Origin of the sequence: Ruegeria jejuensis, from assembly GCF_041537905.1 — a bacterium.
GTDB lineage: Bacteria > Pseudomonadota > Alphaproteobacteria > Rhodobacterales > Rhodobacteraceae > Ruegeria_C.
Map to the genome: position 1 here is coordinate 202,252 of NZ_JBGRUO010000002.1, position 13,317 is coordinate 215,568.

General features: G+C 62.1%; 14 protein-coding genes. 8 read left to right on the top strand and 6 right to left on the bottom strand.

The features are described 5' to 3' along the window. Window positions 1-31 precede the first annotated feature (31 nt). The 5 genes from fghA to AB1E34_RS03555 are packed head-to-tail and all read left to right on the top strand — an operon-like array spanning window position 32 to window position 3,799. A complete protein-coding gene (fghA, locus tag AB1E34_RS03535) occupies window positions 32-862 on the top strand; it encodes an S-formylglutathione hydrolase (RefSeq protein WP_372570957.1) in 831 nt (276 codons plus the stop codon). Then, window positions 859-1,308 (top strand): YaiI/YqxD family protein, encoded by a 450-nt coding sequence (locus tag AB1E34_RS03540; RefSeq protein WP_372570958.1) that lies wholly within the window; start codon window positions 859-861, stop codon window positions 1,306-1,308. The genes fghA and AB1E34_RS03540 overlap by 4 nt, the downstream gene beginning before the upstream one ends. Before the next feature lie 30 nt (window positions 1,309-1,338). Then, window positions 1,339-1,959, top strand: coding sequence for an HAD-IA family hydrolase (locus AB1E34_RS03545; RefSeq protein WP_372570959.1), 621 nt, complete (start codon window positions 1,339-1,341; stop codon window positions 1,957-1,959). Next, the gene (locus AB1E34_RS03550) at window positions 1,956-2,870 is read left to right on the top strand and encodes an ornithine cyclodeaminase family protein (RefSeq protein WP_372570960.1); all 915 of its coding nucleotides are present in this window, start codon (window positions 1,956-1,958) and stop codon (window positions 2,868-2,870) included. The genes AB1E34_RS03545 and AB1E34_RS03550 overlap by 4 nt, the downstream gene beginning before the upstream one ends. Then, window positions 2,867-3,799, top strand: a complete 933-nt coding sequence (locus AB1E34_RS03555; RefSeq protein WP_372570961.1) for an alpha/beta hydrolase — start codon at window positions 2,867-2,869, stop codon at window positions 3,797-3,799. The genes AB1E34_RS03550 and AB1E34_RS03555 overlap by 4 nt, the downstream gene beginning before the upstream one ends. Here the strand turns inward: AB1E34_RS03555 and AB1E34_RS03560 are convergent, their stop codons facing one another. Beyond that, on the bottom strand, window positions 3,800-5,041 hold the full coding sequence (locus tag AB1E34_RS03560) for an MFS transporter (protein ID WP_372570962.1): 1,242 nt from the start codon (window positions 5,039-5,041) through the stop codon (window positions 3,800-3,802). 137 nt (window positions 5,042-5,178) lie between these two features. Between AB1E34_RS03560 and zapE the strand changes: the two genes are divergently transcribed. Both zapE and AB1E34_RS03570 read left to right on the top strand, forming a co-directional pair. Next, the gene (gene zapE / locus AB1E34_RS03565) at window positions 5,179-6,237 is read left to right on the top strand and encodes a cell division protein ZapE (RefSeq protein ID WP_372570963.1); all 1,059 of its coding nucleotides are present in this window, start codon (window positions 5,179-5,181) and stop codon (window positions 6,235-6,237) included. A gap of 317 nt (window positions 6,238-6,554) precedes the next feature. Further along, on the top strand, window positions 6,555-7,886 hold the full coding sequence (locus AB1E34_RS03570) for a DUF3179 domain-containing (seleno)protein (protein WP_372570964.1): 1,332 nt from the start codon (window positions 6,555-6,557) through the stop codon (window positions 7,884-7,886). Between the two features lie 81 nt (window positions 7,887-7,967). On the opposite strand, the gene AB1E34_RS03575 is transcribed toward AB1E34_RS03570, so the two are convergent. The 5 genes from AB1E34_RS03575 to AB1E34_RS03595 form a co-directional block, all read right to left on the bottom strand. Beyond that, on the bottom strand, window positions 7,968-9,302 hold the full coding sequence (locus AB1E34_RS03575) for a S41 family peptidase (RefSeq protein WP_372570965.1): 1,335 nt from the start codon (window positions 9,300-9,302) through the stop codon (window positions 7,968-7,970). 6 nt (window positions 9,303-9,308) lie between these two features. Next, on the bottom strand, window positions 9,309-10,442 hold the full coding sequence (locus AB1E34_RS03580; protein WP_372570966.1) for a murein hydrolase activator EnvC family protein: 1,134 nt from the start codon (window positions 10,440-10,442) through the stop codon (window positions 9,309-9,311). Beyond that, complete coding sequence (gene gpmI / locus AB1E34_RS03585; RefSeq protein WP_372570967.1) at window positions 10,439-11,956, bottom strand: 2,3-bisphosphoglycerate-independent phosphoglycerate mutase; 1,518 nt, start codon at window positions 11,954-11,956, stop codon at window positions 10,439-10,441. The genes AB1E34_RS03580 and gpmI overlap by 4 nt, the downstream gene beginning before the upstream one ends. Window positions 11,957-12,061: 105 nt before the next feature. Next, complete coding sequence (locus AB1E34_RS03590; RefSeq protein WP_372570968.1) at window positions 12,062-12,472, bottom strand: hypothetical protein; 411 nt, start codon at window positions 12,470-12,472, stop codon at window positions 12,062-12,064. Then, a complete protein-coding gene (locus tag AB1E34_RS03595) occupies window positions 12,469-12,717 on the bottom strand; it encodes a hypothetical protein (protein ID WP_372570969.1) in 249 nt (82 codons plus the stop codon). Before AB1E34_RS03595 ends, AB1E34_RS03590 begins: the two co-directional genes overlap by 4 nt. 129 nt (window positions 12,718-12,846) lie before the next feature. On the opposite strand from AB1E34_RS03595, the gene AB1E34_RS03600 reads away from it, so the two are divergent. Continuing rightward, window positions 12,847-13,317 (top strand): DUF1203 domain-containing protein, encoded by a 471-nt coding sequence (locus AB1E34_RS03600; RefSeq protein ID WP_372570970.1) that lies wholly within the window; start codon window positions 12,847-12,849, stop codon window positions 13,315-13,317.

Genomic DNA, 13,317 nt, shown 5'->3' on the forward strand with positions numbered 1-13,317 from the left:
CCCTGACCGGTTCGGCCAGAGGACAGAACACATGGAAATTCTATCGGAAAACACCTGTTTCGGGGGCGTTCAGGGCGTCTACAAGCATGCCTCGCAGGCGTGCAAATGCGATATGACCTTTGGCCTGTTCCTGCCCGCCGAGGCCAAGGATGGCCCGGTTCCGGTGCTATGGTATCTCTCTGGCCTGACCTGCACCCATGAAAACGCCATGACCAAAGCCGGTGCACAAGGCTGGGCCGCCGAACAGGGCATCGCGCTGGTCTTCCCCGACACCTCGCCACGTGGCGAAGATGTGGCCGATCATGACGATTACGATCTGGGACAGGGCGCGGGGTTCTATGTGAATGCCACCCAGAAACCCTGGGCACCGCATTTCAACATGTGGGACTACGTGGCCGAGGAACTGCCCGCGCTGCTGGCTGGCAATTTCGCCATCGATGACGAGCGGCAGGGGATCACCGGGCATTCCATGGGCGGGCATGGTGCTCTGACGCTGGCGATGAATCTGCCGGGTCGCTTCCGCTCGGTCTCGGCCTTTGCGCCGATTACAAACCCGACCGGGTCGGAGTGGGGCCGCAAGCAACTCAGCGCCTATCTGGGCGATGACGAAAGCAGCTGGGCGCGCCATGATTCGACCCTGATGATGCGCGAGACCGGGTTTGACGGACCGATCCTGATCGATACCGGCACCAGCGACCAGTTCATCAAGCTGCTGCGCCCCGAGGCACTGGCCGAGGCCATGGCCGCGCGCCGCCAGCAGGCGGTCAACCGGCTGCAACCGGGCTATGATCACAGCTATTTCTTCGTCTCCTCCTTCATGGAGGATCACGTGACCTTCCACGCGGAACATCTCTGGTCGTGACGCTTTACATCGACGGCGATGCCTGCCCGGTCAAGGCTGAGGCGGAACGGGTGGCCACCCGTCACAAGCTGGCGATGGTACTGGTTTCGAATGGCGGGTTGCGCCCGTCACAGAACCCGCTGGTGCAGACCGTGGTGGTCGATCAGGGCGCGGATGAGGCCGACAAGTGGATCGCCGAGCGCTGCGGCCCGGGCGACATCGTGATCACCTCTGATATCCCGCTGGCCGCAAAATGCGTCGAGGCCGGTGCGCGCTGCCTGCGGCCCAATGGCGAGGCCTTCACCGCCGCCAATATCGGCCAGCAACTCGCGATGCGCGATCTGATGGCCGATCTGCGCGCCGCAAATCCGTTGGGGATGCAGGGCGGCGGCAAAGCCTTTACAAAAGCCGACCGCTCCCGTTTTCTGGACGTGTTGGAGCGGGAGGTCCGGGCGGCGACACGCTAGCGGGCACTCTCGGCAGAAGGAGCGTGCGCAGTGAAACCACAGGCCGTCATTTATGACATCGGAAATGTGCTGATCGAATGGCAGCCCGAACGCTATTATGACAGCGTGATCGGCGAGGAGCGCCGCCGCGCCATGTTCGCCGAGATTGATCTGCACGGGATGAACGAACTGGTGGATCTGGGCGGGCATTTCACCGATACGGTCTATGAATGGGTCGACAAGCACCCCGAATGGGCCGACGAGATCCGCCTGTGGCATGACAAATGGATCGAGATTGCCGCACCCGAAATCCCCCAATCCGTGCGCCTGCTGCGCGCCTTGCGGGCCAATGGCGTGCCAGTTTTTGCGCTGACCAATTTCGGCATCCAGACCTTTGAGCAGGCCGAACAGGTCTATCCGTTCCTCAGCGAGTTCGACCGCCGCTACATCTCGGGTCACATGAACACCGTCAAACCGCGCGAGGATATCTATGCGCAGGTCGAGGCCGATTGCGGCGTCGACCCGCAGGCGCTCCTGTTCACCGACGACATGCCCAAGAACATCGCCGCCGCGCAGGCCCGCGGCTGGCAAACGCACCATTTCAACGGACCACAAGGCTGGGCCGAACGGCTGGTCGCTGATGGCCTGGTGACGCCGGATCAGGCCGCATGAGCATCCCCATCATCCCGTTCGACGAAGGCGAGGCACTGCTGGACTGGGTCGAGCTGACGCAGGCGCTGTCGGACGGGCACAAGCTGCCCAAGGCCGAGATCGGCGATACCTTCCTCTATCGCGGGCAGGACACGCTGCTGTCACGCGCGGCCTGGATCGACGGGCTGGGCATGGCGGTGAAAACCGCGACCGTCTTTCCCGCCAATCCCGATCACGGCCAGCCGATGATCCATGGCTCGGTGAACCTGTTTGCCGATCGTGACGGTATCCTGTCGGCGCTGATCGATTTCCATCTGGTTACAAAATGGAAGACCGCCAGCGACAGCCTGCTGGCCGCCCTGCACCTGGCTGATCCCGACAGCAAACGCATTCTGATCGTTGGCGCGGGCACTGTGGGCCAATCGCTCTGCGAAGCATTCTCGGCGGGCTTCCCGCAGGCCCGCCTGTCGATCTGGAACCGCACTACCGCCAAGGCCGAAGACCTGGCAAAGACGGTGGGAAATGCCGATGTCGCAACCTCGCTGCCCGATGCGGTGAACGCGGCAGATATCGTGGTCTCGGCCACCATGTCCTCGGACCCGATCATCAAGGGCGCTTGGCTGCGCCCCGGCCAGCATATCAACCTGATCGGCGCCTATCGCGCGGATATGCGCGAGGCCGATGATGAAGCGCTGCGCATGAGCCGGGTCTATGTGGACAGTTTCGACACCACCATCGGCCATATCGGCGAGATCAAGACACCGCTTGAAACCGGCGCCATCACCCGCGACGACCTGCTGGCCGATTACTATGATCTGAGCGCCTTTGCCCGCGATCCCTCCAGACCCACGCTGTTCAAGAATGGCGGCGGCGCGCATCTGGATCTGATGACCAGCCGCTACATTCTGGAAAAATGGCAGGAGAGCCGATGATCCTTGTTCTTGTCCTGATCCTGCTGGCTGCAATCGTGGCATTGCCCTACTACACCGAGGCGCGGCGCAAGGTCATGGATGACGACGCCAGACGTGACGCGCCGGGTCATTTCCTGCAATTGTCACAGGGCGTGACCCATGTGAAATGGGGCGGTTCCTTGCGCGGGCCGGTCGCGGTCTGCGTGCACGGGCTGACCACCCCCTCTTTCGTGTGGGACGGCGTGACCGAAGGGCTGGGCGCGATGGGCTACCGCGTGCTGACCTATGACCTTTATGGGCGGGGCTACTCGGACCGGCCCGAGGGCAAACAGGACGCGGAGTTTTTCCTCAAACAGCTCGAAGAGGTACTTGAGGTCGAAGAGGTGGGCGATGAAATCACGCTCATCGGCTATTCCATGGGCGGCTCCATCGCCACCTGTTACGCCGCCAAGCACGCACAAAAGGTCCGCCATCTGGTTCTGATCGCCCCGGCTGGCGTGATGATTACGCTTGATCGCGTGACCCGCTTCATCCGCGACAAGGCGGTGCTGGGCGACTGGCTGATGATGTTGCTGTTCCCTTACAAGCACCGCAAGGAAACCGATGCCGAACGGGCGCTGCCCTGCTCGGTTCCCGGCATGGCCGACCTGCAGCAGCGAGAGTTGAATTACAAGGGCTTCATCGCGGCGGTTCTGTCCAGCCTGCGCGGCCTGCTCAGCCGAGAGCTTGAGATCGAACATCGCGAGATCCATCAAGCCGGACTGCCCGTCCTGGCGATCTGGGGGCAGAAGGACAAGATCATCCCGATCTCGGCCATGGGCAGGCTCACCAGCTGGAGCCGCATGGCCCGCGAAGAAATGGTCGAGGGTGCAGGGCACGGTCTGACCTATACCCACACCCAACAGGTGCTGGACATCATGCGCGAGCGGCTGCGCGAAGGTCTGAACTGATCAGGCGGCCTGCGGGCTGGCGGCACGGGTCTCGCGGATTGGCAGATGCACCACGGCGCTGAAAGCCCCCACGGCAACGCCCACCCACCAGACAGCGGTGTAGTCGCCATAGATGTCATACATCCGACCGCCCAGCCAGACGCCCAGGAAGCCGCCGATCTGGTGGCTGAGGAAGATGAACCCATAGAGCGTGCCCATGTAACGCAGCCCATAGAGATGCGCGACCAGCCCCGAGGTCAAAGGCACCGTCGCCAGCCAGAGCGAACCCATCAGCACCGAGAAGATGATGACCGACGTGGGCGTGATCGGCAGCAGGATGAAGACGGCCGCAATGATCGTGCGCGCCGTATAGATCCCCGCCAGCAGGTATTTCTTGGTGAAATGCTTGCCGGCCCAGCCCGCCGTCAGGGTTCCGGCTATATTGGCCAACCCCACCAGTGACAGCGCCACCGCGCCCAGCGCCGAGGTTGTGGTTATGCCCAGGCCATGCAAGATGCCGCCCACCTCGATCGGGCCGCACATCTCGGCCACGAAAGCCGGGAAATGCGCAGTGATGAAGGCCAGCTGATAACCGCAGCTGAAAAAGCCCAGAAAGATCATCGTATAAGACGGATCGCGAAACGCCTTTTTGAGGATGGCGCTCAGGCTCTCTTCGACCTCCTGCTTGCTGGCCGGTGCGGGGGCTTTCATCATCGGCAATGTCAGCACCAGCGACAGGATCGCGAGGGCAAAGATCACAAACACCATCTGCCAGCTGATGAACCCCAGCATCCATTCCGCAGCAGGCGCGCCGATCACCTGCCCGACGCTGCCCGCAGCGGTGACAACGGCCAGCGACATCGAACGATTTTCGTCAGACGAGGCCCTTCCGACCACCGCCAGCACAACCCCAAAGCCGGTCCCGGCGATCCCGAACCCCACCAGCCAGGCGTTCAACTGATGCCCCAGCGGCGTGGTCGAGGCCGCCGACAGCACCATCCCCAACGCATAGATAAGCGCGCCCAGGATAATGGCCCGTCGGTCCCCCAGCTTCTCGGAAATCGCGCCAAAGATCGGCTGCCCAATCCCCCAGGCAAGGTTCTGGATGGCGATGGCCAGCGAAAACTCGGACCGCATCCAGCCGAATTCGTCAGAGACCGGAATCTGGAACACCCCGAACGAGGCACGCACCGCAAAGCTCACCGTGATGATGATGCAGCTCACGATCAGCACAGGCGTTATCAGGCGGGCATCATGTCTCATCTGGCACCTCAAGGCAGGTCGGGCCGACCTTACGGAGATATGCGCGACGGTCAAATCAGGAGTTTTGCGGGCAACGATCATGGAAATTGATATGGACGTGCTTTCCAACCCCGCCCGCCCTGCGCTATGGCTGCGCCATGACGGACCTGATCGCCCTTTATGCTGAACGCGTCGCCGATGGCACCCTGACACCCGATGCGGCGCAGGAGGCGGTCCTGCCGGAGTTTGAACGCATCCGCGCCGCGCTCACCGCCCCCATCAAACGCGGTCTCTTCCGCAAGGCACCGCCGCCACCAAAAGGGCTGTATCTTTGGGGCGGGGTCGGGCGCGGCAAATCCATGCTTATGGACATGTTCGTAGATACCCTGGGTGATATCCCGGTCCGCAGGGTGCATTTTCATGCCTTCATGCAGGAAATCCACGCCCAGATGCATCAGGCCCGCAAGGACGGCGTGGAAGATTCTCTGGCGCCCGTGGTCGAGCGGGTGATCGCCACGGCCAAACTTCTGGCCTTTGACGAGATGCAGATCACCGACATCACCGACGCGATGATCGTGGGTCGGCTGTTTCAGGCATTGTTCGATGCTGGCGTGGTGGTTGTCACCACCTCGAACCGCATCCCCGACGACCTCTACAAGGACGGGCTGAACCGCCAGTTGTTCCTGCCCTTCATCGATCTGATCAAGGACCGGATGGAGGTCTGGGAGATGGTCAGCCCGACCGACTATCGCCAGAACCGGCTTGAGGCCTCGCAGGTCTATTTCACCCCGATCGGCCCCGAAGCGCGCCAGGAAATCCGCGCGGTCTGGGGCGATCTGGCGGGCGGGCCTGCCGAGCCGCTGATCCTGCATGTCAAAGGCCGCGAGGTCACATTGCCCGCCTTCCGCAACGGGGTGGCGCGGGCGACTTTCTATGACCTCTGCGGTCATATGCTGGGGCCGGGCGATTATCTGGCGGTGGCCGCGGCCGTGAAGGTTCTGGTGCTGGAGGATATCCCCCGCCTGTCGCGCAACAACTTCAACGAGGCCAAACGCTTCGTCACGCTGATTGATGCGCTTTATGAGGCGAAGGTGAAGCTGATCTGTTCAGCCGCAGCAGAGCCGGACATGCTCTATGTCGAGGGCGAAGGCACGTTCGAGTTCGAACGCACCGCCTCGCGCCTGCATGAGATGCAAAGCATCGAATGGGGACGCTGACGGGCCCTTAGGACTGATCTGACGTCCCCGGCGTTCCATATCTGGCGCGCCTCCGCCAGACGCTGATTTGGTCACGAAACACCGCCCCGTTCTCCACAGAGTTTTGATGTGAACGTGATTGGCCGCATGAGGCTTTGCCCCAGATACTTCCCCATACTGCGCGCTGTGCGCTGAACGAGGCGCTTGCAGCGGGTCATACCGCTGTGGGCCCTTTAGCCGAGGCGCAGGTCTGATGATGAAACAGTCTCTTGAAAGGGTCCCCTATGGCATCGGCAATTGGCTCTCGATCCCGGTTTTTTCTTGTTGCATCATGGGTCGTGGCAGCCCTGTTCTGGTCCCAGTCCCTGAGCGCACAGCAAGCCAACGCCTTACCAGACTATGCCATTGAACAGTTCGGCGAACCGCCCGCGATCCCCAGCGGCCCGTTCTCGGATACATTGCAGAAAGCCGTGAAAACGGCGTTTGTCGACAGCATCGCGCAGGAAGCCTGGGGGCGCGATCAGACCTTGGCGATGGAAGAGATCGTCGCATCAAAGGACCCGCGGATCGTCTGGATCATCAGCGATATGATGCGCTTCGTCTCGGAACCCAATCTGAACGCCACACTGACCGAAGCGGCCTCATCCCTGTTGGACACCAAGATACCGCGGCGCAACAATTGGGGGGCCATCACCGACCATCTGATCGCCTGGGACATCCCCGCCCCGCCCGACTACCTGAAAACCAAACGCGCCATCTTCACAACCATACTGCCCGGTTGGGACAAGATATTTTTCGAGGGGACCATCGACTGGCGTCATGTGTCCTGGGGTGGTGTGCTGATCGACGACCGCCCCTATGACACCACCGATGAGGCCTGCAATTGCATCCCCGCAGCGGACAACCCCGAGGTCAGCAGCGCCCAGGATGCCACCTGGCTGAAAGACGACGATATCGTCTTTGGCATTGAGGTGAACGGTGAATACCGCGCCTATCCGCGCCGCATCATGGAAGTGCGCGAAATGGTCAACGACACGCTGGGCGGGCGCGATCTGGGCATCCCCTATTGCACCTTGTGCGGCGCTGCGCAGGCCTATTTCACCGACGAATTGCCTGCTGGTATCAAGCGGCCCGTGCTGCGCACATCGGGGCTGCTGATCCGGTCCAACAAGGTGATGTATGACGTCAATACCTACTCCGTGTTCGACACCTTTCTGGGCCACGCCGTCACCGGACCGCTTGCAAAGAAGAAGCTGAAGCTGAAACAGGCCACGGTCATCACAACCGACTGGGGCACCTGGAAGAGGGAACACCCCGACACCACCGTGCTTGTCGAAGCGCTGGCGCTGGGCCGCGATTTCGACTTCCGCAATGGCCGCGACGCTGATGGCCCGATCTTTCCGGTAGGCGATGTCGATCCACGCTTGCCGGTGCAGGAAGACATTATCGGTGTCGTGACCGCGTCGGGCCAACCGGTCGCCTTCCAGCGCAGCAAGGCCATCGCTGCATTGAAGCGCGGCAAGGAAATCGCCTATGAGAACATCCGCCTGCAACTTGATGCGGGGGGCGTAAAGGCGGTTGGTGCGGATGGGGCCGATCTGGGCAGTCATCAGGCCTTCTGGTTTGCCTGGTCCCAGTTCCACCCGCAAACTGACCTTTGGCCCGGATGAGCCGTTTTCGGACAGGGTGATCTGCACGAAAAAAGCCGCGCCCGATAGAGGCGCGGCTTTATTGTTTTCAGAGTGATGCGCTTATTCGTTATCGAAGGCCGACAGACCTTTGAGGATGTCGATCGCATAGGCCATCTGATAGTCCTGTTCGCGCAGGGCGGCGGTGGCTTCGACCTTGGCGCGATCCTCTTCGATCTGGCGGATCTCGTCTTCGGTCAGGCTGTCATTGTTCAGGCTGCCGCGCAGATCGGCCTCGGAGCGGGAGGGACGGTTGTTCTCTTCCTCTTCCTCTTCCTCGGCGGGCGAACGGCGGGGCTGTTCCACGATGATGTCAGGTGACACGCCCAGCGCCTGGATCGAGCGTCCGGACGGCGTGTAGTAGCGCGCCGTGGTCAGGCGCATCGCACCATCGCCCCGCAGCGGCATTACGGTCTGCACCGAGCCCTTGCCAAAGCTTTTGGTGCCCACCACGATGGCCCGGCGATGATCCTGCAGCGCACCGGCCACGATCTCGGAGGCCGAGGCCGAGCCGCCATTGATCAGCACCACAATCGGCTTGCCATCGGCCAGATCGCCAGCTCCGGCATTGAAGCGTTCGCCATCCTCGGGGTTGCGGCCGCGGGTAGACACGATCTCGCCCTCTTCCAGGAAAGCATCCGACACCTTGATCGCCTGCGTCAGAAGACCGCCGGGATTGTTGCGCAGGTCCAGAACAACACCGTTGATCTTATCCATACCGCCCGCTTCCTCGACCTGTTCCATCAGGCCCTCTTCGAGGTTGGCAAAGGTCTGGTCGTTGAACGTCGTCACCCGCAGCACCACGCTGGTGCCTTCGGTGCGTGCACGCACGGCAGTCAGCTTGATCGTATCGCGAATGATCGAGACATCGAACGGCTCCTGCTCGCCTTCGCGCACCACGGTGATCACGATCTCGGACCCCACCGGCCCGCGCATCAGGTCCACCGCCTTGTCCAGCGTCAGGCCCAGCAGGCTTTCGCCATTCACATGGGTGATGAAATCGCCCGCCTCGACACCGGCCTCATCGGCAGGGGTGTCATCCATGGGCGAGACCACTTTGACGAAGCCTTCCTCCTGCGTCACCTCGATGCCCAGACCGCCAAACTCGCCACGGGTCTGCACCCGCATCTGTTCGGCATCGTTGGGCGAAAGGTAGCTGGAATGCGGATCGAGCGAGGTCAACATGCCGTCAATGGCCGCCTCGATCAGTTCGCCAGCCTCGACCTCTTCCACATACTGGATGCGAATCCGTTCGAAAATGTCGCCAAACAGATCAAGCTGTTCATAGACGCTGGCATTGTTCTTGGCCTCCTGCGCGACCAAGGGTCCCGCTATCTGTGAAGTGGCGATGATCCCCGCCAATGAGCCGCTCAGGGCCGCAATCACGAATTTCTTCATGCTGGTTTATCCATCCTTCTCGGTTTGGAACCACGTTTCCGGGTCCACCGGGCTGCCGCCCTCTCTGACTTCTATATAGAGCGTTTCCGACCTGCCAGTTCCAGTGCCATCACCGCTTAGTGACAAAATCGCGCCGATTTCAGGGGCCGCTCCGCCCATCAGGCCCACAGGTGCCCCTTTCGGGATCACTTGCCCGGGTTCGCCATACACTTCACTAAGCCCCGACAGCACAAACAAAAGATCGGGCTGCGGTTCCAGAATAATGACATTGCCCAGATCCAGCAGCGGCCCGCGATAGCGGATTGTTGCCGCCGTGGGTGTGGTGACCAGCGCCCGTGGACGGGTGGCCACCAGCATACCCTCGCGCTTGATGCCCGCCGCGTCCGCCTCGCCCGCCTTGTGCAGCAGCACGCCGGCTGCGGGCAGTTCGACCTTGCCTTTGCGTTCCGAGATATAGGCATTGGTTGCGGCAATCTCCGCCCCCGCAATCTCCGACAAGCCGCTTGCGAAAGCATCCAGCGTTTCGGTGGACGAGATCAGGATCGCGGTGCGCACCGGATCTTCGGTGAAGCGTTTCGGCAGGTCGGTGCGATCCGCGACCGCCTTGCTCAACTCCGCGCGCGCGCTCTGCACGCCGCTCAGCCCCTCCTGCAGGGTCGCCAGCGCGTTTTCCTGAACCCCGCGCAGATCACTGACCTCGCGCAGATCCTGTGACAAGTGCTGCGCGCGCTGGTTCAGGCCCGGCGTCACCTCGGCCAGCATCATGCCCGACCGCGCCACGCCCAGCGGCCCGGAGGGGTGCAGCAACAGCACCGGCGGCGGCGCGCTTTCCATGGTTTGCAGCACGCCGATCAGTTGCGAGATCTCCGCCTCGCGGGACTGCAATTGCGTGGTCAGTTCGGCCTCGCGCGTGGCGGCCCGGCGCAGCCCGTCCCGCATCGCCTCAAGCCCGGCCTCATAAGCCTGCACCGTCACGGTCAGCGCCCTGACCCGGTCGCGCGCGCTATCGGCTTCGTCCAGCGCAACCGAAGCCTGTTGCAGCATCTGCGACGCCATACGCGCGGCCTCGGACGGGTCAGTTTCGGCGCTCACCGCCCCGGCCCAGAGACAGACCCCGGCTATGGGTCCGGCCCATCTCATGCCAGCAGGCTCTCGCCGGTCATTTCGTCGGGCTTGGGCAGGCCCATCAGCGCCAGCAGGGTCGGTGCAAGATCACTGAGCCGCCCGTCACGCAGCCGCGCGCCCTCGGGCCCGCCAACCAGAGCGACCGGGACCGGGTTCAGCGTATGGGCGGTATGAGGCCCCCCGGTGACCGGGTCGACCATCACTTCGCAATTGCCATGATCCGCGGTAACGATCATCGCGCCACCCGCTTTGTCCAGCGCAGCAACAACGCGGCTCAACCCCTGATCCACCGCCTCACAGGCCTTGATCGCGGCATCCAGATCGCCGGTATGACCAACCATGTCAGGGTTGGCATAATTGGTGACGATCAGGTCATAGCCCGCCTCGATCGCTTCGACGAAATTATCCGTGACCGCTCCCGCCGACATTTCGGGCTGCAAGTCATAGGTGGCGACCTTGGGCGATTTCGGCATGAAACGGTCTTCGCCCACTTCCGGCTCTTCCTTGCCCCCGTTGAGGAAGAAGGTCACATGCGGGTATTTCTCGGTCTCGGCCAGCCGGAACTGGCGCAGACCCTGTTTGGCGACCCAGGCGCCCAGCGTGTTGACGATCCGGGTCTTGGGATAGGCGGTGGTCATGTAGCGGTTATGCCCGTCGGAATATTCGACCATGCCCAGCAGCGCCGCGAGTTTCGGGCGCGGACCGGTATCGAATTCACCAAAACCCGGCTCACCAATGGCCCGCAGAATCTCGCGGGCCCGATCAGCGCGGAAATTCAGGCAGAAAACCCCATCGCCATCACTCAGACCGCTATAGTCGCCAATGACCGTAGGCAAGATGAACTCGTCGGTTTCCCCCGCAGCGTAAGCCTCGGCCACGGCTTCCGTTGCACTGGCGGCCTCGCGCCCCTCGCCCCGGATCATCGCGCCGTAAGCTTGGCTGACCCGTTCCCACCGGTTGTCGCGATCCATCGCATAGTAGCGCCCGCAGACGGTGGCAACCTGCGCGTTGTCCGGTAGCTGCGCCTGCAACTCCGCCACAAACCCGTCGGCAGATTTTGGGGGCACGTCGCGCCCGTCGGTGATGGCGTGCAAGGCGACAGGAACACCACCATCGGTGATGGCCTTCACGGCGGCAAGGATATGGGTGATGTGCCCATGCACACCACCATCAGACACCAACCCCATCAGGTGGGCGGTACCGCCAGAGGCCTTTGTTCTGGCGATGAAATCCTGCAAGGCGGCGTTGTCAAAAAACGACCCGTCCTCGATGGCCAGATCGATCTGGCCCAGATCCATCGCCACCACGCGCCCTGCACCGATATTGGTATGGCCAACCTCGGAATTGCCCATCTGGCCGCTCGGCAACCCGACATCGGGACCGTGCGTGATCAGCTGCGCCTGCGGGCCATGCGCCATGATCGTGTCAAATGTGGGAGTTTTGGCCAGATAGGGCGCGTTGGCGGTGGTGTCATCGGACAAGCCCCAGCCATCTAGAATGCAAAGGACAACGGGCTTGGGCGCGGACATGATCAGAAACTCCGGAAGCTGCTCTTGCTGCCTTCTATCCTCAGGCGTCCCCATGGTGAACCGCCTTTGTCGCGTCCGCGCGCGTGAGGGTCAAATTAATTTGCCTTAATGCAATCCGGCCCGCCGGGATGTCGGCAGCAAAGGCACGCGCCGTGCCAGCGCGGAAGACAGGGCATCAGGCGAAAAATACCCCTCCAGCAGGCCCTTGCGCAGCAAGTCCGGGTTCTGGGTCAGAAACGCCTCAGCGCCGTCACAAGATGCCTGCGCCATCCGCTCGGCGATCAGGCTGAGAAACGCGAAGGTGACGGTTGCGTTGAACTTTTCGGGCACGCCCGCTGCCGCCGTGAGGGCACGCAAACCACCGGCATAGATCGCCATCGCCTCAAACACTTCGTGGCGCGACAGGATTTCATAGGCCACGCCCAGATGCGCGCGATGGGTGAAGCCCTCGGGCGTCAGCGTCCCATCGGCCATTTCCTGCGCCATAACCGCGTAATCACATCGTTCCTCTGTCATGCCGGGTCCTCCGTCAGGCGGTGGCTGTCCTCAGCGGTCAGATCCAGATCATAGACCGCCTTCAGCGCCGCGATCTTCTGCAGCGTTGCATCCGAGAACGGCGCCTTGCCTTCAAAAGCGTGCAGCGCCATGCCCTCGATCAGTTCGGCCACCGACATATCGAGATATTCGGCCAGCCCCTTCATCGTTTTCAGCAGCCGCGTTTCAAGGCGCAGCCCGGTCTGCACACGCGTGATGTTTTTCATGGTCGCTCCCCAATGCAGTAGATTAATCTTGGTACCAAGATAACATCTCAATCGCAACCCTCATTGCGCAGGAAACGGATCGCCCCGACCCGCGCGGATCAGCCAGACTGCCGGAAAAAGGAGAACCCCATGCCAAAAATAACCGCCCTGCCCACCGATCAGGTCCGCGCCTACCAGTCAGGTGCGCCCGATGCCTATGGCAACCCGCCCGAGCGCGACGTCTCGACCGGGCCGGGCCATCCCTGCCGTCACTGCCTGCGCAACATTCCCGAAGGCACAGAGATGCTGATCCTGGCGCATATGCCATTTGCCGAGCTGCAGCCCTATGCCGAGACCGGCCCGATCTATCTATGCGCCGCGCCCTGCGAGAAGTATCAGAACTCAGGTACCCTGCCCGAGATACTGACCACGTCGCCCGATTATCTGATCAAGGGCTATGGAACGGACGATAGGATCGTCTATGGCACTGGGACCATCGCCCCGACCGAGACCCTTCTGGAGGCTGCCAGCGACATCTTTGCAAAACCGGAGGTCACCTATATCCACATCCGCTCGTCCCGCAACAATTGCTACCAGGCGCGGCTGGATCGCGATGCGTGA